Source organism: Stenotrophomonas maltophilia group sp. RY12688 (assembly GCF_052149045.1).
In the GTDB taxonomy this organism is placed as follows: domain Bacteria; phylum Pseudomonadota; class Gammaproteobacteria; order Xanthomonadales; family Xanthomonadaceae; genus Stenotrophomonas; species Stenotrophomonas sepilia.
This window is the reverse complement of sequence record NZ_CP197389.1, coordinates 1,901,725-1,922,570: the sequence shown is the minus strand read 5'-3', so window position 1 is coordinate 1,922,570 and position 20,846 is coordinate 1,901,725. Positions and strand designations below refer to the sequence as shown.

Here is a 20,846-nt window from a genome sequence, read left to right as displayed (position 1 = left end):
GCCAACCAAGGTTGGCACCTACCAAAGCGGGAAACCCCTCAACGGTCGTTGAGGGTCTTCACCTTCAGCGCTTCGCGCAGGGTAACCAGATCCACCGGGCCGCGCACCGCGATATCACGTGTTTCGCCCGGCAGCAGGTCCAGCAGGTTGTCTTCGACCTGCACATCCAGCGCGCCGAAGTCGATCCACGCCGCGCGCACGTACGCCGCGCTTTCCAGCCGCAGACGATAGTGGTCCCCTTCGATGGACAACGTGGCCTTGAGTTTCTGCCGCGGCAACAGCTGGTCCTTGGCCTCAACGAAACCGACCACCTGCTGCGCGCTCACGTCGCCGTGCTGCAGCAACTCGAACACCGCCACCGTACGCGTCGGGTCGGCACCGGCCAGCAGCTCTGCATCGCTGAAATCGCCCATCGAGGTGACACCCGCCGCCACCAACGTCACCGTTTCCTCGCGACGACGCAGCACCTTCCCCTCCACGTCCATCACCCGCAGACGCCAGCGCGCTTCCAGTGAGGCGCCATCATTGATCAGGCGCACCCGCGTGCTGCCCTCGTCGCGCAGCGCTGCCACCGTCACTGGCGCGAAGAAACGCCGCGCGGCGAAGTGCAGCGCCTTCCAGCGGCCGAAATAGTCCACGCTGGACCACGAGGCGCCGGGCCAGACATCGTTGAGCTGCCAGTACAGCGAACCCATCGTGTATGGCCGCGAGGCGCGATGATGCAGCGCCGCCAGTGCGATGCCATCGGCCTGCATCACTTGGCTGAGATAGACGAAGTCCTCGAAGTCCTTCGGCGTGCCGTAACCCAGTTCGATGTAGTGCAGCAGGCGGCTGTTGCCCTCGCCGGCCATGAATTTCTGGTGCGCGCGGATCACCGGGCTGTCGATGCGCTGTTCGGCGCGGGTGGCGATCTGGTCCACTGTCGCCACCGACGGCCACGCCTGCAGCCCGTACTCGGACATGAAGCGCGGCGTCTCGCGCAGGTAGGCCTGCACCGGCAACGCCGGATTGCCCCAGACCTGCCAGTAGTGCTTGTCGCCACGCGTTGAATCGTTGGCCTTCTCGTCAAGGTCGTTGCTCGGTGAGCTGGACCAGTACGGCACGCCCAGCCCCTCCTCGCCCACTACCTGGCGCAGGTCGTTGCCGAACAGGTCGACGTAGCCCTGCCAGACCTTCGCCGCAAATGCCGGGTTGGCCGCCTTCAGGTCGCGGCCGTGGCCCCAGTCCTTCCAGGCGGTTTCTTCCTCGTTGTTGCCACACCACAGCACGATGCTGGGGTGATGGCGCAGACGGCGCACGTTGTCGCGTGCTTCGGCCACCACGTTGGCACGAAACGCCGGATCGTAGCCCGGCTGCATGCCGCCGCCGAACATGAAGTCCTGCCAGACCAGGAGGCCCAGTTCGTCGGCGATGTCGAAGAACGCGTCGTCCTCGTAGTAGCCGCCGCCCCAGTTGCGCAGCATGTTCATGTTGGCGTCGCGCGCGGCCGTCAGCACTTGGCGCAGACGTGCGGCATCGACGCGAGCGGGAAAGGCATCGAACGGAATGACGTTGGCGCCCTTGGCGAAGATCTCCACGCCGTTGATGACGAAGGCAAAGCCCTGCCCGCCCTTGCGGTCTTCCTCGCGGCGCAGTTCGACCGTGCGCAGGCCGATGCGCTGTTCGCGCGCCAGCTCCGGCGTGCCACCTTGGTCCAGGCGGGCCTGCACCACGTAGCGGTCCTGCGCACCGTGGCCGACTGGCCACCAGCGCCGCGGATCGGCCAGTTCAACCGGAACCTCGATGCTGTTCTGGCCGGGCTTCAGCAGCACCGTGCGCTGCACCTGGGCCACGTTGCGGCCCTGCGGATCGCGCACATCCACATTCACCACGGCCGAGCCCGCCGCCGCGCCCTGCTCCACTTGCAGCAGCACGGCCAGCTTCGCCTGCTCCGCGCTCAATGCATCTGTACGCACCGCAAGATCGGTCAGGCGGTGAGCCTCCCAGGCCTGCAGGTCAACCCCGCGCCAGACGCCGGCGGTGACATAGCGAGGCCCCCAGTCCCAGCCAAAGTGGTAGGCCGGCTTCCGCGCGAAGTTGCCGACCATCGCCTCCTTCGGCTCATCGCCATACGGCGACGGGTAGTTGCCAGCGATTTTGTGCGGCATTGCCTGCACGCCCGGCAGCAGGGTGCGGATAGGCGAACGGAACACGATCTGCAGTTCATTGTCCCTGGCCCGCAGGCGCCCATTCACGCGCGCGCGCCAGGTCCGGTGCGCGTTGTCCGCGCGCAACAGCGGCTTGCCGTTGAGGCTGACGTCGGCGTAGGTATCCAGACCGTCGAAGCGCAGCTCGGCATTGGGCTTGGCCAGCGTCGCCGCATCCACGTCGAAGCGGGCGCGGTACTCCCAGGCGGCCAGGCCGATCCATTGCAGTTCGGCCTCTGGTGCGCCGACATACGGATCACGGATCAGTTCGTGAGCCAGCAGGTCGGTGTGCACGCTGCCCGGCACCGTCGCCGCCCGCCATTGCTGCAGACCTGGATGAGCGGCGCCCTGCGCGTCGCCGGGCAGCATACGGAACTCCCACTGCGCCTGCAGCGGCGTGGCAGCGACCGGGAAGGCGGACGCCGCGATCAGCAGCAGGAGCAGGCGGACAACGAGGGGAAGGCGATGCACGGGATGCTCCTGTCTTTCCGCCGGGCATGGTCCGGCGCTACCTGCAAGTCCAGTTCACGGCAGCGCCGGGCCATGCCCGGCGCGCCAACCTCAACGCACCACGTTCAACACTTCGTAGCACGCACCCATGGTGTGGTAATCCACCTTGCCGGCCGGGCTCTTCTCGTCGCTGTACTTGCGATTGTCGGCATCGAGGATGCGGAACCAGGCGCCGTACCGGTGATCGACGAAGTGTTCCCACGAATACGCCCAGATACGCTCGTACCACTGCCAATAGCGGTCATCGCCGGTACGCTTGGCCATCAGTGCGGCGGTCGCAAGCGTCTCCGCCTGTACCCAGAAATACTTGTCGTCGTCGCAGACGAAACTGTCGCCACCGATCGGGGCGCCATCCATGCCCGGCTGCCGGCGCGACTCCGGCGCGAAACCGTAGTACAGGCCACCCCGCGCCTCGTCCCAGCTGCGCGCCAAGGCCACGTCGAACAGGTGCTGCGCGGTCGGCACCAGCCAGTCGACCTGCACATGGCGGTCCAGGATCAACAACAGCTTGGCCCATTCGGTCTGGTGGCCCGGCTGGAAGCCCCACGGGCGGAACAGGTGCTTGGGGTCGTCCAGGTTGTAGTCCCAGTCGATCTCCCAGTTGGAATCGTAGTGCTCCCACACCAGGCCACCGGCCTTGGCGGCCTGGCGGCGGGTCATGTTGTCGGCCAGCTGCAGCGCGCGCTCCACATAGCGCTGTTCGCCGCTGGCCTCGAAGGCGGCCAGCATCGCCTCGCACATGTGCATGTTGGCGTTCTGGCCACGGTAGCCGGTGAAATTCCACTGCCCATCGGCTTCGTCCTTGTAGAGGCCGTGCTGCGGCTCCCAGAAGCGCGCTTCCAGCAGCTGCCAGGTCTCGTCCATCCATGCGCGGGCCTGTTCGAGACCGGCCTTCAGTGCGCAGCTGTAGGCCAGCAGCACGAACGCCACGCCGTAGCAGTGGTTCATGTCATCCTCGACCTTGCCATCGCGCAGGGTCCAGGCGTAACCGCCGGTGGCCGGGTTGCGGTGCACCTCGCGCAGGTAGCGCACGCCGTGCTCGACTGCCTCACGGTATTCGGCGTTGCCGAATTCGCGGTAGGCCATCGCATAGTTGAAGACGAAACGCGTGCTGCTCACCAGATGGCGATGGTTGGCGTCGTAGATGCTGCCGTCGTCACGGAAGTAGTGGAAGAAGCCACCGTTCGGGTCGATGCAGCGCGGGTGGTAGAACGCCATCGTGTCGGCGATATGCGCGCGCAGGAACGCGGGCGAACGGAAGTCGGGGGAGGTGCTCATGCGGTAATGTCCTGGGCCTGCAGCAGCTGCTGCACTTCATCGAGCGAGGGCATCGCGGCGAACGCGCCCTTGCGGGTAACAGCCAGCGCACCGACCGCAGCACCGAAGCGCAGCGTGGCGGTGATCGCCTCCGGGTCCTTGCAGAAGGCGGCAAAACCGGCACCGGCGCCGCCGCGCTCCAGCAGCCCAACCAGCACGCCACCGACGAAAGCATCGCCAGCCGCCGTGGTGTCGACGGTAGCCACGCGGAAGCTTGTGATCGTGCCGTGGTTGTCGCGCGTGTACCAGTGCAGCGTGGCCGCACCGTCGGTGACGATCACCCAGCGCGCGCGCGCAGCGAGCAGGCGCCGCAGTACCGCTGCCTCGCCATCGGCACCCAGCGGCGCGGCCAGGTAGTCCAGCTCCTCGCGCGACAGCTTGACCAGGTCGGCGCGTTCCAGCGCCTGCCACAGGCGCGGTGTCGGATCCTCGTTCGCCGGCCACAGCGCCGGACGCAGATTGAGGTCGAGGCTGACCACCGCACCAGCCGCGCGCGCACGATCCATGCCGGCGAAGGTCGCCTCGGCGATGGCCGCTTCGGTCAGGCTGTTGGAACAGACATGGAAGCACTGTGCGCTGTCGAAGCACGCCGCCTGGAAGTCGCTGTCACGGAACAGCAGGTCGGCTGCCGGCGGGCGATAGAAGCTGAAGCTGCGCTCGCCGCTGGCATCCAGTGCGACGAAGGCCAGTGCGGTCTTGGCCGCATCGGTACGCACGATGTAATCCGTGCCCACGCCGTGCTCGACCAGGCTGTCGGCCAGGAAGTCGCCGAACATGTCGCGGCCCAGCGTGCCGACGAACTGCGTCTTCGCACCCAACCGTGCGGCCGCAACGGCAACGTTGGCCGGTGCACCACCGGCGTACTGCAGGAAGGCGCGCGGCGTGTCGGCCGAGGCCGGCGGCTGCGCTAGTAGATCGATCAAAATTTCGCCGAAGCAAACGATGCCACCCATTCCGGACTCAGCCTCCCTGCGTTGCGGAGGCCGGCGTACGCGCGCCGACCAGTCCGTAGAAAATGATGTAGCCGTAGCACAGCAGCGGCAGGATGAAGCTGGCCTGCACACCGATGTGGTCGGCCAGGACGCCCTGCAGGTACGGCACCACGGCACCGCCGACGATGGCCATGATCAGCAGGCTGGAGCCCTTGTTGGTCAGTGGCCCCAGGCGCTCGATGCTCAGCGCGAAGATGGTCGGGAACATGATCGAGTTGAACAGGCCGATCGCCACCACCGAGTACAGCGCGATGTTGCCGGAGCTCAGCATGGTCGTGACCAGCAGCGCCACGTTGACCAGCGCGAAGATCGCCAGCAGGCGGCTGGGCGAGAAGCGCGCCAGCAGCGCTGAACCCGCGAAGCGGCCGATCATCGCCATCGTCCAGTAGGCCGACACGTAGTGCGTGGCTTCCTGTTCGCTGAAGCCACCGATGTTGGGCATCGACAGGTAGTTGACCAGGAAGCTGCCGATCGACACCTCAGCGCCGACGTAGAAGAAGATGCCCAGCACGCCCAGCAGCAGGTGGCGCTTGCGCAGCACATCCAGGTAGCTGTGGTGGTGGCCCTGGTCGGCCTGCTCGGTGGCGTCGCTCAGCGCCGGCAGGCGGAACAGGAACACGAACAGCGCCAGCAGCACCAGCGCCACGGCCAGGCCCACGTACGGTCCCTGCACGGCCTGCGCCTCGGCGGCACGGTAGGCCAGCTGCTCGGCCGCCGGCAGCGCCGCGATGTCGTCAGCGCTCTTGACAGTGTTGGACAGGATCAGCATGCCGCCGAAGATCGGCGCGATGGCCGTGCCCAGCGAGTTCAGCGCCTGCGCCAGGGTCAGGCGGCTGGAACTGGTCTGTTCCGGGCCCAGCAGCGCGACGTACGGGTTGGCGGCGACCTGCAGCACGGTAATGCCCGTGGCCAGTACGAACAACGCACCGAGGAAGGCGCCGTACACGCGCAGTTCGGCCGCCGGCCAGAAGCCCAGCGCGCCAATGCCGGCGATCACCAGTCCAGCCACGATGCCCTTCTTGTAGCCCAGCGCCGCCACCAGGCGGCCCGCCGGCAGCGACATCAGGAAGTAAGTACCGAAGAAGGTGAACTGCACCAGCATCGCCTTGGCGTAGTTCAGTTCGAACACCGCCTTCAGGTGCGGGATCAGGATGTCATTGAGGCAGGTCAGGAAGCCCCACATGAAGAAGATCGTGGTCACGACAGCCAACGCCTTGCCGTTGGTGACGGCGGGTGCGTTGCCCGAAGAACCCGATGGACGGGGCGTTGCGGAGATCGGCATGCGGTACGCGCCTCGATGCGCGGAAGGTCGTTGTTGCGTGGAAGGGGTATGCGGAAGGAATCAGTTCGGTCGTGCGGCACTGCTTTCGCGGATGCGCAACTGCACCGGCGCGACCGTGCGCCGAGGCGGCGCGTCGGGTTCGTCCAGCCGCTGCAGCAGCAGCGCCGCAGCCTGGCGGCCACGCTCGCGCGGGTCGGCGGTGAGCGTGGTCAACGGCGGTACGGCCACCGCCGCCTCGGAAATATCATCGAAGCCGGTGACGGCGAAATCGCCGCCCGGACGGATGCCGCGCGAGTTCAAGCCCAGCATCAGGCCCAGCGCGACGGTGTCGTTGTAGCAGACCGCCGCACTCGGCCGATGACCGTCGGCGAAGAGTTCATCGGTGCGCGCTGCCGCTTCCAGGCGGTTCGGGGCCGACTCGATCATCCAGCCCGGCGGCAGCGAAAGACCGGCCTCGGCCAGCGCCTGCTGGAAACCCGCGCGGCGCTGGTGGCAGGAACTGGATGCGGCGTGGCCCCCGAAGAACGCGATCTGGCGGTGGCCGCGCTCAATCAGGTGGCGCGTGGCCAGATAGGCGCCGTGCTGGTTGTCCAGGGTCAGGAAGTCCCAGTCGGCCCCGGCCAGTTCGCGGTTGAACAGCAGCACGTTGGCATTGGCACCCAGTGCCTGCCGCAGCTGTGCGGTATCGCTGCCCTCGGCCGGCGACAGGATCAGGCCGGCCGGGGTGTGCTCCATCAGCGTGGACAGCACCGCCTGCTGCCGCTCCGGCGATTCACCCGTGCTGCCGAGCAGGGTCACGTAGCCACGCCCGCCCAACGCCTCGTCCACACCCGATGCGAACTCGGCGAAGAACGGGTTGGAGAGATCGTTGATCACCAGCGCGATGCTCGACGAGGTACGACGGCGCAGGTTGGCCGCCGCGCGGTTGTAGACGTAACGCTGGCGGCGCAGTTCGGCCTCGACCTTGGCGCGGGTATCGACGTTGACCAGCGGGCTGCCACGCAGCACCAGCGACACGGTTGCCCGTGACACGCCGATCGCGCGCGCGATGTCGGTCACCGTCACCGCCTTGCCGGCGCGCTTGCTGGGACTGTTGCCGTTGTCGTTCATCGTCTTCCCGGACTCCGCTGGAGGCTCAAGCCTAATGGATCAGGGCCGTGTCGTGCCGTGCCGTTCGCTGGGTCAGCGCGAACGGCACAGTCCGGCTCAGCGCAGCTGGCTGCCCGGTGCCGCGCACCAGGACACCGGCAGGTCCTTCACCGCGGTGCCCCAGCCCTGCTCCGGCGCCTTCGCGTCGAGCGCGAACTGCAGGCGCGGGCCCTGCTGCAGGCGGTCCCAGTCCAACCACACCGGTGCATGCGCCTGGCCGTCGACCCGCACACCCTGCACGTATTGCAGGCGGCGGCCATCGGCTCCCTGCGCGTCGATGCGCAGGGTTCGGCCATTGCCCATATCCACTTCGACCTTGCTGAAGCGCGGCGCGTGCAGCAGGAACTGGCCGCTGCCCGGCACCGCCGGGTACACGCCGATGGCGCTGAACAGGTACCAGGCCGACATCGTGCCGAGGTCATCGTTGCCGGTCACGCCATTAGGGGCATTGGTGAACAACTGCTGCGCGGCACGCACCACGGCGGCGGTCTTCCACGGCTGGCCGATCAGCGTGTACAGCCACGGCGAGTGCAGGTCCGGCTCGTTGTTCGGGTTGTAGCGGAACTGGTTGTAGTAGCTGTACGGCCCCACCACCCACGCCTTGCGGGCGGCATTGAGCGGATCGGCCTGCAGCGCGTCCATCGCGAAGAACGCATCCAGGCGGCGACCGGCCTGTTCGCGGCCGTCCATCGCTTCGACCAGGCCGGGCACGTCCTGCTGCGCCAGCCACTGGTACTGCCACGCCGTGCCCTCATGGAAACCGTGGTGCGAACGCGGGCTGTAGTGGCCATCGGCCGGCGTGTACCACTGGCCATCCTCGGTGCGCGGGCGCGGGAAGCCGGTGAAACCCGTCTCGGCATCCCGCACCTGCGGGTCCCACACCTTGCGCCAGTTGCGGCCACGCTCACGCAGCGTCGCCGCATCCTGCGCATGGCCCAGGCCATCGGCCATCTGCGAGAGCGCGCAGTCGGCCAACGCATACTCCAGCGTGGCCGAACCACCATGGTGTGGATCGACATCCATGCCCTTGGACGGGAACGCGCGGTCGTAGGCCACATAGCCCTTGTCCAGGTAGGTCGGGTTGCCGGAGCGTCCGGCCATGCGCGAGTTCAGTGGCGGCGTGCCGAAGGCATTGCGGCGCAGTGCATCCCAGGCCTGTGATTCACGGCCCTTGAGCGCGCCGAAGCGCCACAGGTCGACCATGAACGGCGTGACCGGATCGCCGGTCATGATGTTGGTCTCGAAGTTGGCATAACCCCAGCGCGGCAGCCAACCGACCTGTTCGTCGATCGCCAGCAGGGTACGGCCGATGTCGCGCGCCACGTCCGGGCGGGTCAGCGCCAGCCACTGGTTCTGCGCGCGGTAGGTATCCCACAGCGAGAAGTACTCGTAATAGGTCCAGCCATCGGCGCGGTGGATACCGTCGTCATAACCGCGGTAGCGGCCGTCGGCGTCGTTGCCGGTCATCGGCTGCAGCAGTGCGTGATAGACCGCGCTGTAGAACACCGCGCGGTCGTCGGCAGTGCCGCCCTGAACACGCACCCGGCCCAGCTGCTCGCGCCAGGACTGCTGGGACAGCGCACGCATGCGGTCGAAGCCGAGCAGCACCCCATTCTGCATGCCTTCTGCGCGCAGGTTGGTGCGCGCGCCTTCGGCATCCACGTGCGAGATCGCGCTGACCGCCGTCACCGACTGGCCCTTGGCCAGGTCGAAGCTGAGCCAGGCGCCGTTCGGCTTCTGCTCGCCTTCCATGCTGTGGCGCGCGCCCGGCAGGCCACCGCCCTCACCCCAGGTGCCATGCGCCTTGAACGGACGGTCAAACTCGATGCGGAACCAGGTGGTGTACTGGTGGCCGCCACAGAAGCTCTTGGTGACCAGTTTGCCTTCCACCACACGATCGCCGACCACATCGACCACGCTGCCGATCACCGAATGGCGCTCGTTGGCCTGGCCGACATTGACGAGCACGTGGCCATCGCCGCTGCGCTGGCTGAAGGTGTAGCGCTCGGCGGCGGCACGGGTGCGCGCGGTGGCTTCCGCATCGATGCCGCCGTAGCTGGTCAGGCGCACCTTGTAGTAGCCGGCCTGGCCGACCTCGCCATCGTGGGTGTAGGTCGATGCGTAGGCCTTGTGGTCGAACTGCTTGGCATTGCCGGTATCGAAATCGCCGCCCGGACCGATCGAACCGGTCACCGGCAGCACCGACACCTGCCCGCCCTGTTCCCAGCAACCCGCGCCGGACAGGAAGGAGTGGCCGAACCCGCGGATCTTCTCGTCGTCATAGCGCCAGCCCGAGTAGTGGCTGCCGATCGGACTGACCTGGATCAGGCCGAACGGTGCCGACGCACCCGGGAACGTGTTGCCGTCGTCCTTGCTGCCGATGAAGGTATTGACCTCGCGTTCCAGCGCGGCCGGTGCGGCCTGCAGCAGCACCGGCACTGACGACAGCGCGAGCAGGCAGGCCAGGCGCACCAGCGGGCGCGAGGACAATGGGACGGCGGGAGCGGACGGCACTGGACGCATGTCGGGTTCCTGTAGTCGATGACGCGGAGGCAGACGGCCGGGGCCGTCCGGCACCGTTCCGCTGAGCCCTGCCCTGACCTGCAGAGAGCTCCCCCTGGAATGACGCCCGACCCACCAGACCGTGAATTTAGATCGATTCAAGTAGAGCATGCAGGTTCAGCCGAATGCATTCTGCGGCGCAGCATGAGATGGGGTGTTCGGCAGGGCTGCGCCCTGCACCTGCTACGAGCTGGAGCAACAGCAACAGCAACAGCAACAGCAGAAGCCAGTTTCCTGCGGGGAGTCGGGGTGGGTCCGGTTGCGGGGGACGCTGCAAGTACGTCCATGTAAGCTCGGTCGCCGCATCCATGCGGCTCACTGATCTGGCCCCCCGCAACCGGACCCACCCCGCCTTCGACAGATTTCCGCGATCTGTGGATCCACGCCATGCGTGGATGAATCTGTGTCGGATAACGAAATCAATCGGGGTCAGATCCGTTTTCCAACGGAAAACGGATCTGACCCCATGCCGTTCCACATTCCGTCGCCAGGACAATCCAACCGTCACCGGGAAACTGTCGAAGGTGGGGCGGTGTCGGATTGCGGGGTGTCCGCGGCATGGATGCCGCGGCCAAGCCCCCATGGACGGGTTTACGGCGTCCCCGCAATCCGACACCGCCCCGCCAAGCCACAGACAACCCAGAGCCGCTTTGGCTTTGGCTTTGGCTGTTGCCGGCCAGCGGCCGGCACTACCCGCAGGTGCAGGGCGCAGCCCTGCCGGCCCCTTTCCCCTGCGCACGAAAACGATTTCACTGTTTTCAGCAAACCGTCATCCCTTCGCCACGCCAGTACCATATTGCGGAGCAGCATGCGCCCACGGGCGACCCGTGCTAAAAATCGCCCGCCCATCGCTTAGATCGATCCAAGAGCGACACTGCGATGGCCGGGAGTTGGGGGAGCAGCAACAGGACGTACCAGGCCACACGCGCGGTGCTCTGCCACCCACATGGCGACACCCGTAATGTCACTTCAAATTAGATCGATTCAAGTTGTCCGTGCCACGTCACCGGATCAATCCAGAAGAGAGGGAGAGATGGGAATGAAGCATTCAACACGTACGCACGGCCACGACGCATTGTCGCTGGCCATCGCGCTGGCCTTGGCCGCCGCCGTCATTCCGGCTGGCGCCGCCGCGCAACAGGCCACGTCCACCGGCGCGCAGGACGCCACCACCCTGGACAGCGTCCAGGTCACCGGCTACCGCTACGCCATTGAAAAGAGCCTCGAGCAGAAGCGCGACGCCAACGCGGTGGTCGAGGTGATCACCGCCGAGGACGTCGGCAAGTTCCCCGACAAGAACGTGGCCGACGCACTGCAGCGCGTGCCCGGCGTGGTCATCACCCGCAGCGGTGGCGAAGGCAAGAGCGTCAGTGTGCGCGGCCTTGCGCCGGACCTGACCCTGACCCAGTTGAACGGCAACTTCGTCGCCTCGTCGGAGACCAACAACGAAGCGACACGCTCCTTCAACTACACCCTGCTGCCATCGAACATGTTGTCCAGCGCGGAGCTGTTCAAGTCGCCGGAAGCACGCATCGACGAAGGCGGCATCGGCGGCACGGTCATCCTGCATACCCGTCGCCCGCTGGACATGGAATCCAACTCCGGCTACGTGAACCTGGAGGGCACCACCTCCGATACCAGCCACGATGTCGATCCGCAGGCGTCCGCGCTGTACTCGTGGCACAGCAAGGATGAGCGCTTCGGCGTCCTCGTCGGCGTGACCCAGCAGAAGCGCACCACACGCACCATGGAAGCCAGCACCGAGGACTACCAGTGGTACGGCAATGGCACCACGGCCCGCGATGCCAACGGCAACCTGCTGGAGCAGGATGGCATCCACTACTGGTGGGGCCAGTCCGGCTTCAACAACCAGGCTGGCAAGAACTACAGCGAATTCTTCATGCCGACCTCGGTGAACTTCGCGGTGAAGGAAGAAAAGCGCGAGCGCAAGGGCGGCCAGCTGACCTTCCAGTTCAAGCCGGTCGACAACGTCACGATGACCGCGAACTACTTCCGCTTCGAGTTGCAGGGTGACTACACCCAGAACATGCTGAAGGTGCCGGAGTGGAACCTGGCCCGCTACAACCAGGACGGCAACTGGGCCGGCGGCCGCCTGCTCAACGGCCTGGATTTCGACCCGAGTGGCAGCATCGTCACGGGTGCGCAGTACCAGAAGCTGGCCGGAAAGACCTATTACTGCAGTGAGGAAGAAGCAGCGGCAGCCGGCCTGGAACCCGGTGGCTGGGGCCCGGACGACTGCACCATCCCCACTCCGCAGCTCACCGGTGGATACAGCAAGGAAAAGGCACTGTCGCAGACCGCCGACCTGACCATCGACTGGGATATCAGCCCGCTGTGGAAGGCCTCGTTCACCGGCGGCCGCACCTGGTCCGAAGGTGGTCCGTCGATGAATTTCCGCATGTCGGCCAAGCCGCGCCGCAAGGTTGGCAACCAGTGGCAGTCCGGCAACCAGTACACCGCCTGGGACCTGACCGGCACGCCGTCGGTGCAGTTCTCGCCGGACCTGCAGCAGCAGTTGATGGCGGGCGTGGCCGAAGTCGATACCGGCTCGACCGATTCGTCGTGGATGCAGACCGAGGTCAAGCAGAACTACTTCCAGGCCGACGTCACCAAGCTGTTCGAGGCCGGCTGGCTGGATTCGATCCAGTTCGGCGCCAAGTACCGCGATGGCAAGGTCCACCGCAACACCGGCAACACCTATTGGGTGTGCCCGGGCCTGGATCCGTCCGACTATGACAACAATCGCTACCAGGCCGGCTGCGATCCGACCGCAGGCGATGCGCAACCGGGCTTCTTCCTGTCCAACCCGATCAGCAACATCACCGGCGCGTTCAACGCCAACGTGTTCCCGGGCATCAACTACCCGGCCTACATCGACTACCTGAACAAGACCTACGGTGGCTCGCACAACCGTACCGAAGAAGACTTCGTCTACGACGTCAACGAGAAGATCCATTCCGGCTACTTCCAGGCCAACTTCCGCACTGAGCGGGTACGCGGCAACATCGGCGTGCGCGTGGTGCGGACCAAGCAGTTCGCCCAGTCCAGCGATTCGGTCGAGCGCTTCAACGACTATTTCGTCGACAACGCCAGCGGCGCGCCGATGAGCTGCGATGATCCGGCCGCCGACCCGAACCTGCGCTGCCAGGGTGGCTTCGTCCGCCTGCCCGATCCGCAGGTGCGCGACAAGGTGTATGCCCTGTCGTCGCTGGAAAAGACCTATACCGACGTGCTGCCCAGCTTCAACATTGCCTGGGACATCACCGACAACCTGGTGCTGCGTGGCGCGGCATCGAAGGTGGTCGCGCGCCCGAGCTACACCAGCATCGCCTATCCCGGTGGCCTGCGTTACATCAGCGAAGAGTACGCCAACGACCGCCGCGTCACCGGCGGCACCGACACGCCCGGCTGGTACGGCTCGGGCAGCAACAAGGCGCTGGAACCGTTCAAGGCAGTCCAGTTCGACCTGGGCCTGGAGTGGTACTTCAAGCCGGGCGCGGTCGCAGGTGTTTCGCTGTTCCGCAAGAACGTGGACAACTTCACTGTGCCGGTGGTGCGCGACCAGCAGATGAACGTCGGCGGGCAGTCGGTCACCGTGCAGAAGTACGAGACTCAGGCCAACGGCCGCGATGGCGTGTCGCAGGGCGTGGAACTGTATGGCCAGTACACGTTCGACTTCGGACTGGGCGTGCAGGCCAACTACACCTACAACGACACCAACCTGGCCTCGATCGTGCTGGATGGCGAGGAAATCGGCTCCTCGCCGCTGGTCGGCAGTGCCAAGAACCAGGCCAACGTTACGGTGTTCTACGAGAACGACAAGTTCCTGGCGCGCGCCTCGTACAACCGTCGTGGTGAAGTGGTCGGCGGCCTGAACAATGGCATGACCACCTACACCAAGCCTTACAGCCAGCTTGACCTGAACGTGGCCTACAACCTCACTCCGGACTGGACGGTGACCGCCGCCGTGCTGAATGCCACCAAGTCCGAGCTGCGCAGCTACATCGGCAACGACAGCCAGGCCCGCCTGCTGTCCAACCTGTACGCCGGCCGCCAGCTGTACTTCGGCGTGAACTGGAAGTTCTGAGGCAGCGCCGGGCCTGGCCCGGCGCAGTCTTGCCCGCCCCGGCGGGAATGGTCCTCCACGGCAGCCGCGCTGGTACAGGCGGCTGCCGTTTTCATGGGTGCCTGCGCCGCCGTTCAGCCACCTGCTTGACCCTGCCATCGTTGGAAGGTGCACACTGGTTTCATCTCACGAGCACCGAAGGAGCTACAGATGGAATTCCATGTTGACGGCATGACCTGCGGCGGCTGCGCGCGCAGCGTGACCCGCGCCATCCAGCAGATCGATCCGAACGCCAGTGTGGTGGCCGATCCGCCGACCGGCCTGGTCAAGGTGCAGACCACCGCATCACAGGAGCAGGTGTTCGCCGCGCTGAACGATGCGGGTTTCCCGCCGCGCACTGCCTGATCCCCTGGCCTCTGCCACAGCGAAGCCCGCCCCGTGCACTGTCACCGGGCGGGCTTTTTTGTACGCGACATGGAAACTCAGCGCTTGCGCGCGCGCCGCCGCACCGCGCCGGTCTTCGCTGCATCGACCGACAGCGGAGCCTCATCGTCTTCACCCAGCCGCTCCAGGATCGGGCACTCAGGGCGCTCGTCGCCTGCACAGCAACGGATCAGCGATTTCAACGTGTCGGCCATCTGCCGCATGCTCTCGATGCGTTGTTCCAGGTCGGCGATGTGCTGCTCGGCCAGGTGCTTGACGTCGGCACTGTGCCGCGCGGTGTCGTTCCACAGGCCCAGCAGGTCACTGATTTCGGCCACCTGGAAGCCGAGATCGCGCGCGCGGCGGATGAAGCGCAGGCGATGGATGTCCGCCCGCGAATACGCCCGGTAGCCCGATTCGGTGCGATCGGCCGCGGGGATCAGGCCGATCTGTTCGTAGTAGCGGATCATCTTCGCCGACACGCTGGAGGCCTTGGCGGCGTCACCGATGTTCATGCGGTTCTCCTTCAGTGGGTCGCAACGGCGGCATCCGCCATCGGCGGCTGGAAGCGGCGCAGGCGCAGCGCGTTGCCCAGCACGAACACACTGGACAGCGCCATCGCACCGGCCGCGAACACCGGCGACAGCAGCACGCCCCAGGCCGGGTACAGCACGCCGGCAGCGACGGGAATCAATGCGGTGTTGTAGGCGAACGCCCAGAACAGGTTCTGCCGGATGTTGCCCAGCGTCGCCTTGGACAGCGCAATGGCATTGGGCACGCCCTGCAGGTTACCCGACATCAGCACCACGTCGGCCGACTCCACCGCGATATCGGTGCCGGTACCAATGGCCAGGCCGACATCGGCTTCAGCCAACGCAGGGGCATCGTTGATGCCGTCGCCGACGAAGGCGACGCGCCCATGCGTGGCCTTCAGCCGACGCACTGCCTCGACCTTGCCTTCCGGCAGCACCTCGGCCACCACTTCATCGATGCCGAGCTGGCGCGCGATCGCCTGTGCGGTCCCGGCGTTGTCGCCGGTGATCATCGCCACCTTCAGGCCCAACCGATGCAGCGCCGCGATCGCTGCGGGGGTGCTCGGCTTGATCGGATCGGATACCGCAATGATCGCGGCCAGGCGTCCATCGATGGCCACGTACATCGGTGACTTGCCCTGCGTGCCGAGTTCCGCCGCCAATGCTGCGAATGCAGTGATGTCCACGCCCAGGTCGCGCATGAAGCGATCGGCACCGACCTCCACGCGTGCACCCTCGACACTGGCCCGAACGCCCATGCCGGTGACCGATTCGAAGTCGACCATGCCCGGCAACGCGATGCCCTGCCCGGTCGCGGCATCAACAATCGCGCGGGCGATGGGATGCTCCGAGCGCGACTCCACTGCGGCCACTGCCGCCAGAACCCTGTTGTGATCGAAGCCAGCGGCAATCTCCAGATCGGTCAGGCGCGGGCGGCCTTCGGTCAGCGTGCCGGTCTTGTCCACCGCCACCACCTGCGCGTCCTTCAGCAACTGCAGGGCTTCGCCCTTGCGGAACAGCACGCCCATTTCGGCGCCACGACCGGTTCCGACCATGATCGAGGTCGGCGTGGCCAGGCCCATCGCGCACGGGCAGGCAATGATCAGCACCGCCACCGCATTGACCAGCGCGAAGCTCAGCGCCGGCGATGGACCGAAGATCAGCCAGACCGCGAAGGTCGCCAGCGCGGCCAGCATCACCGCCGGCACGAACCACAACGTCACCTTGTCGACCACCGCCTGGATCGGCAGCTTCGAGCCCTGCGCCTGTTCGACCATGCGGATGATCTGCGCCAGCATCGTCTGCGCACCCACCGCCGTGGCGCGCACCGTCAGTGCGCCCTTCTGGTTGACCGTGCCACCGACCACGCTGCTTCCCGGCTGCTTCTCGACCGGAATCGGCTCGCCGCTGATCATCGACTCGTCGATGTAGCTGCGACCCTCGACCACCTCGCCATCGACCGGAACGCGCTCGCCCGGGCGCACTTCCACCACGTCGCCGCTCTGTACTTCATTGACCGGGATGTCGACGGTACGGCCGTCACGGATCACATGGGCGACCTTGGCCTGCAGGTTGACCAGACGCTTGATCGCCTCGGAGGTACGGCCCTTGGCCCGAGCTTCAAGGAAGCGGCCGAGCAGGATCAGCGCGACGATCACCGCCGCCGCTTCGTAGTAGACGTTCACCGTGCCCGGCGGCAGCAGCCGCGGTGCAAAGGTTGCCACCACCGAATAACCGAACGCCGCGGCGGTGCCCACCGCCACCAGTGAATTCATGTCCGGCGCCAACCGCAGCAGCGCCGGGAAGCCCTTCTGGTAGAAGCGGCGCCCGGGGATGGCCAGCACTAGGAGCGTCAGTGCGAACTGCAGGTACCAGCTGGTCTGCATGCCGAGGGTGGCCATCACCCATTCGTGCATGCCGGGAATCAGGTGCGAACCCATCTCCAGCACGAACACCGGCAGTGCCAGCGCGGTGGCCACGATCAGGTCGCGCTTCAATTCGGCGCGCTCGGCATCCTTCTTTTCCGCAGCCTGATCATCGGACTGCACACCCGCCTCGATCACACGCGCGTCATAGCCGGCCTTGTCGATCGCGGCGACCAGCGCAGCCACGTCCGCCATGCCACGCACCGTGGCGCGCTCGGTGGCCAGGTTGACGCTGGCCTGGCTGACGCCGGGCACGGCCAACAGCGCGCGTTCGACACGGCCCACGCAGGAAGCGCAGGTCATGCCTTCGACCGCCAGTTCGGTGGTCGCTGCGGGCACGTCATAGCCCACCCGCTCCACTGCCTGGACAAGCGCCGCGCGATCCACCGGGCCCGACGGACGAATGTCCGCCCGCTCGGTGGCCAGGTTCACCGAGACACTGCCCACGCCCTCGACCTTGGACAGTGCTGCCTCGACCCGGCCTACGCAGCTGGCGCAGGTCATGCCCTCGATGGGCAGGCTGATGGTGGAGGGGCTGGCGGGGGCGGCAGCGGCGCGCGGCGTGCTCATGATCGGATTCCCGGGTTTCCTTCTGGATGCGGACAGGCTAAACCTTGCCATCGTGGGAAGGTCAAATCCAGCCTGTCCGCATGCCTGAAGGGGGCGCCGCCCCCGGTGTTCCGTTTCCGCATCCATGCATGGCGTGGATCTACCGGCGGAGGCCGGTCTCCTCAGAAGGTGAACACATACTCCAATGCGAACTCGCGGCCGACCGCGCTCAGCAACCGGGTCGGGGCGAAGTCATAGTCCAGCTTGTACGGGTCCTTGTGGTTCCAGCTGGCCGAATTGAACACGTTGTTGACGTAGACATTGACCTTGGCGTGCTCGGTCACCTGGTAACCCACGTTGACGTTCCAGGTGATGAACGGCCCGACCCGGCCGAAGTAGCGCGAGGTCTGCTGGCCCGCGTTGGGGTTCGGGTTCACCGAGCCATCCGGCAGCTGTGCCGGTTCCAGGCAGTTCAGCGACGGACTGTCACTGGGCACGTAGCCGTCGGCGAACGGCAGGCAACCGCCGGGATTGTCCAGGCGATCGGTGCCCCAGTGATAGCGCACGCCCGGCACCGAACCCACGCGGTCGGCATAGACGTTGGCGTTCCAGTTGCCGCGCTGCCAGGCCAGGCTCGCGCGCAGCTTGCTGCGCAGGTCTCGGTCGCGCCGTTCCGGGTTCGGGTCGTTGGCGTAGCGCTGTTCCTTGGTCGAGATCTGGTTGGTGTAGTTCAGGCCCAGCTGGAAGCTGCCCCACTGCGCGGTTTCCAGGCGATAGCGTGCAGTCAGGTCGATACCGCGCACTTCCCGGCTGGCCAGGTTGAACGGGCCGCGCTCGATCGACACCAGCCGGCCGCTGCTGTCACGGTTCACGCGGGCCAGGATGCCGGCGCAATAATCGCCACCGGCCGGATTGGCCCACGGCGTGCCATCGATGTTCTTGCCGGTCAGGCAGCCGGCCTCGCTGGCCAGCACCTCGTCGGCGCCGACATCGACGATCATGTCTTCCAGCTTGATCGCCCAGTAGTCGGCGCTGACCGACAGGTTCGGCATCACGTCCCAGACGAAGCCGACCGTCCACGAATCGCCGGTTTCCGAACGCAGCAGCGGCGTGCCACGCCGGTTCACGTCGAAGGTGTACCAGACATCGGTGTTGCCCACGCCACAGTTGTTGACCAGGTAGGCACCGCTCTGGATGCAGCGCAGGCGGTCATAGGTCTGCACTTCGGAACTGCTCGGCTGGCCCAGCAGATAGTGCATGTCCGGCGCGTGGAAACTGGTGGCGTACGAGCCACGCACCAGCAGCGATTCGACCGGGCGCCATTCCAGGCCGACGTTCCAGGTGGTCTCCTTCTGGCTGCCGATATCCAGCGTTTCACTGCTGTCATCGGCCTTGTAGTTGCCATAGCGGTCGTAGCGGGCGGCCGCGGTGGCCGTCACGCTCTCCAGCAGCGGGATCTTGAACTCGACGCCGGCCGAGTAACGGGTGCGCTCGCCGCCACCGCGATCGACGTTCTGCAGATCGAAGTCGATGCCGGCGCGCGGGTCCGGGCTGAGGTGATAGCCCTGCTGCGCGACTTCGGCCACGGCGGCGAACGAGATCGGGCCGGCCCAGCCCTGGAACAGTTCGCCGGTGATATCCGCCGAGGCCTGGTTGACCCACGATGACGCGCGGTTCCTGGCCACCGCACCCATCTGCCAGTACTGGTCCGGCGTGAGCGGATTCCACCAGCGCGATTCGTTCAGCGCGTAGATCGCCTCGCCGTTGGCGGTGGTGCCCAGGCGCGGGCCGAGGAAGTAGTCGTACGACTTCTGCTTGTCGACCACGTTCTGCCGTTCTTCCACGCGATAGTAGGAACGGCCCACCGTGGCGCTCCAGTCGAAGCGGTCGGCAAGGCGTCCACGCAGGCCCGCGCTCCAGTCCCATGACAGCTCGCGGTTGGTGTTGCGCAGGGTGTCCAAGCCGCCGACTTCGTTCGGGGTGAACTGGCGCACGCCCAGGATCGGGCGGTTGCGGTTGGCATCCCAGTAGTAGCCGTTGTCATCGTCGATCAGCGAGACGCTGGGTGGATTGGTGCCCCAGATCGCTTCGGAGCGGTACGCCGCCAGGTTGGTCCAGGCCTGCAGGTCGCTGCTGAAATCGAAGGTGGCATACAGGTTGCCGGACACGTTCTCGGCACCACCGGTCAGCAGCCAGTTGGCGTAGTCGGCGCTCATGCCGCACAGGCGGCCGGTGTTGGTGATGCGGTTGGCGGCGTAGTTGTAGACCAGTCGATCGGCCGTGTAGTACTCACCGTCGAACTTCTCGCAGGTACCGGTGGGCGGCGCCAGGCGCTGGCCCGTCGTCGGATCGATCAGCGCCAGCCCGGCCGTGGGACGGAAGCCGACCTTGCGCTGCTCCATGTTCCAGGACGCATACGGCGCATCATCGGCATCGTCCATCTGCGGGCGGTCGCGGCCGAACAACGGATCGCGCTTGGTGTACTGCAACGCATAGGTCACGCTCCAGTTGTCACCGGTCCTGCCGCCGGCCCATGACAGGTCCCAGGTGTCGCGCCCGCCTTCGGTGGAGGTGCCGCCGCGCACGCGCACTTCGTCGCCGTCGTAGTTGGTTTTGAGGATGACGTTGACCACGCCGGCGATCGCGTCCGAACCATAGATGGCCGAGGCGCCGCCGGTCAGTACTTCGATGCGTTCCACCGCTGCGGCCGGAATGTTGCCGTAGTTGGAGAAATTGGTTTCACCGCCATACGGCAGCGGGTAATCGGCCACGCGACGGCCGTTGACCAACAGCAGCGAGCGATTCGGGCCCATCCCGCGCAGGTTCAGCCCGCTGGCATTTGGCGTGTGCGAACCCCACTGCGAGGCGGCTTCGACGGTACCGGTCGCTTCGGTGAGCGTCTTCAGCGCGTCGTACACGCTGACGAAGCCCTCTTTCTGGATCTGCTGCGCGGTGATCACGTTGACCGGGGCCGGACCTTCGACCGCGGCGCGCTTGATGCGCGAACCGGTAACGGTGACCGCGTCCAAGTCCTTGGTGGACGAACTGGCCGCTTCCTGTGCACCAGCGGCCAGGGGAAACAGGACCAGGACCAGTGCCTGGGACAGCAGGTGACGACGCTTGCGAACGGACTGAGCCATGGGTGATTGCTCTTGGAAAGGGTGGACGCACGGACGGGTGGTGGCGTAGCACGACGGCTGATCCGGGTACCGGGATCGGTTCACGACCGTCCCAGCCCCTCCCCTGTGGATCGATCCAAACTAAAGCACAGCTGAACAGCGCCGGGCATGCGGCGATGCAGCAACCGCTGGCGGAATGCCGCTATCGGCTG

The 20,846-nt window shown here is 66.2% G+C and carries 11 protein-coding genes; 2 read left to right on the top strand and 9 right to left on the bottom strand.

All coding sequences use genetic code 11. The features are described 5' to 3' along the window. Window positions 1-38: 38 nt before the first annotated feature. The 6 genes from ACS0OT_RS09080 to ACS0OT_RS09055 all read right to left on the bottom strand — a co-directional run bounded on the left by ACS0OT_RS09080 (window position 39) and on the right by ACS0OT_RS09055 (window position 9,959). Complete coding sequence (locus tag ACS0OT_RS09080; RefSeq protein ID WP_442256293.1) at window positions 39-2,657, bottom strand: beta-mannosidase; 2,619 nt, start codon at window positions 2,655-2,657, stop codon at window positions 39-41. A gap of 90 nt (window positions 2,658-2,747) precedes the next feature. Then, on the bottom strand, window positions 2,748-3,974 hold the full coding sequence (locus ACS0OT_RS09075; protein ID WP_329953610.1) for an AGE family epimerase/isomerase: 1,227 nt from the start codon (window positions 3,972-3,974) through the stop codon (window positions 2,748-2,750). After that, window positions 3,971-4,966: a carbohydrate kinase family protein gene (locus ACS0OT_RS09070; RefSeq protein WP_164093669.1), complete on the bottom strand. Its 996-nt coding sequence runs from the start codon at window positions 4,964-4,966 to the stop codon at window positions 3,971-3,973. The genes ACS0OT_RS09075 and ACS0OT_RS09070 overlap by 4 nt, the downstream gene beginning before the upstream one ends. Before the next feature lie 7 nt (window positions 4,967-4,973). Then, entirely contained in the window at window positions 4,974-6,287 is a 1,314-nt protein-coding gene (gene fucP, locus ACS0OT_RS09065) for an L-fucose:H+ symporter permease (RefSeq protein ID WP_235649551.1), read from the bottom strand. Window positions 6,288-6,347: 60 nt separating this feature from the next. Continuing rightward, window positions 6,348-7,397 carry a LacI family DNA-binding transcriptional regulator gene (locus tag ACS0OT_RS09060; RefSeq protein WP_005416345.1) on the bottom strand — a complete coding sequence of 350 codons (1,050 nt, stop codon included), beginning with the start codon at window positions 7,395-7,397 and terminating at the stop codon, window positions 6,348-6,350. A gap of 96 nt (window positions 7,398-7,493) precedes the next feature. Continuing rightward, window positions 7,494-9,959 (bottom strand): GH92 family glycosyl hydrolase, encoded by a 2,466-nt coding sequence (locus ACS0OT_RS09055; RefSeq protein WP_235649550.1) that lies wholly within the window; start codon window positions 9,957-9,959, stop codon window positions 7,494-7,496. Window positions 9,960-11,031: 1,072 nt separating this feature from the next. Between ACS0OT_RS09055 and ACS0OT_RS09050 the strand changes: the two genes are divergently transcribed. After that, window positions 11,032-14,106: a TonB-dependent receptor gene (locus ACS0OT_RS09050; RefSeq protein ID WP_235649549.1), complete on the top strand. Its 3,075-nt coding sequence runs from the start codon at window positions 11,032-11,034 to the stop codon at window positions 14,104-14,106. A gap of 189 nt (window positions 14,107-14,295) precedes the next feature. Further along, window positions 14,296-14,490 carry a heavy-metal-associated domain-containing protein gene (locus ACS0OT_RS09045; RefSeq protein WP_049438338.1) on the top strand — a complete coding sequence of 65 codons (195 nt, stop codon included), beginning with the start codon at window positions 14,296-14,298 and terminating at the stop codon, window positions 14,488-14,490. Between the two features lie 77 nt (window positions 14,491-14,567). On the opposite strand, the gene cueR is transcribed toward ACS0OT_RS09045, so the two are convergent. The 3 genes from cueR to ACS0OT_RS09030 all read right to left on the bottom strand — a co-directional run bounded on the left by cueR (window position 14,568) and on the right by ACS0OT_RS09030 (window position 20,655). Then, the gene (cueR, locus tag ACS0OT_RS09040) at window positions 14,568-15,023 is read right to left on the bottom strand and encodes a Cu(I)-responsive transcriptional regulator (protein ID WP_111202265.1); all 456 of its coding nucleotides are present in this window, start codon (window positions 15,021-15,023) and stop codon (window positions 14,568-14,570) included. Between the two features lie 11 nt (window positions 15,024-15,034). Continuing rightward, entirely contained in the window at window positions 15,035-17,536 is a 2,502-nt protein-coding gene (locus ACS0OT_RS09035) for a heavy metal translocating P-type ATPase (protein ID WP_442256288.1), read from the bottom strand. Window positions 17,537-17,697: 161 nt separating this feature from the next. Then, the gene (locus ACS0OT_RS09030; RefSeq protein ID WP_442256286.1) at window positions 17,698-20,655 is read right to left on the bottom strand and encodes a TonB-dependent receptor plug domain-containing protein; all 2,958 of its coding nucleotides are present in this window, start codon (window positions 20,653-20,655) and stop codon (window positions 17,698-17,700) included. Window positions 20,656-20,846 lie beyond the last annotated feature (191 nt).

Coding starts and splice junctions, on each gene's coding strand:
- ACS0OT_RS09055 (WP_235649550.1), bottom strand. CDS start 9,959: ATGCGTCCAGTGCCGTCCGCTCCCGCCGTCCCATTGTCCTCGCGCCCG.
- ACS0OT_RS09070 (WP_164093669.1), bottom strand. CDS start 4,966: ATGGGTGGCATCGTTTGCTTCGGCGAAATTTTGATCGATCTACTAGCG.
- cueR (WP_111202265.1), bottom strand. CDS start 15,023: ATGAACATCGGTGACGCCGCCAAGGCCTCCAGCGTGTCGGCGAAGATG.
- ACS0OT_RS09030 (WP_442256286.1), bottom strand. CDS start 20,655: ATGGCTCAGTCCGTTCGCAAGCGTCGTCACCTGCTGTCCCAGGCACTG.
- ACS0OT_RS09045 (WP_049438338.1), top strand. CDS start 14,296: ATGGAATTCCATGTTGACGGCATGACCTGCGGCGGCTGCGCGCGCAGC.
- ACS0OT_RS09035 (WP_442256288.1), bottom strand. CDS start 17,536: ATGAGCACGCCGCGCGCCGCTGCCGCCCCCGCCAGCCCCTCCACCATC.
- ACS0OT_RS09075 (WP_329953610.1), bottom strand. CDS start 3,974: ATGAGCACCTCCCCCGACTTCCGTTCGCCCGCGTTCCTGCGCGCGCAT.
- ACS0OT_RS09050 (WP_235649549.1), top strand. CDS start 11,032: ATGGGAATGAAGCATTCAACACGTACGCACGGCCACGACGCATTGTCG.
- fucP (WP_235649551.1), bottom strand. CDS start 6,287: ATGCCGATCTCCGCAACGCCCCGTCCATCGGGTTCTTCGGGCAACGCA.
- ACS0OT_RS09060 (WP_005416345.1), bottom strand. CDS start 7,397: ATGAACGACAACGGCAACAGTCCCAGCAAGCGCGCCGGCAAGGCGGTG.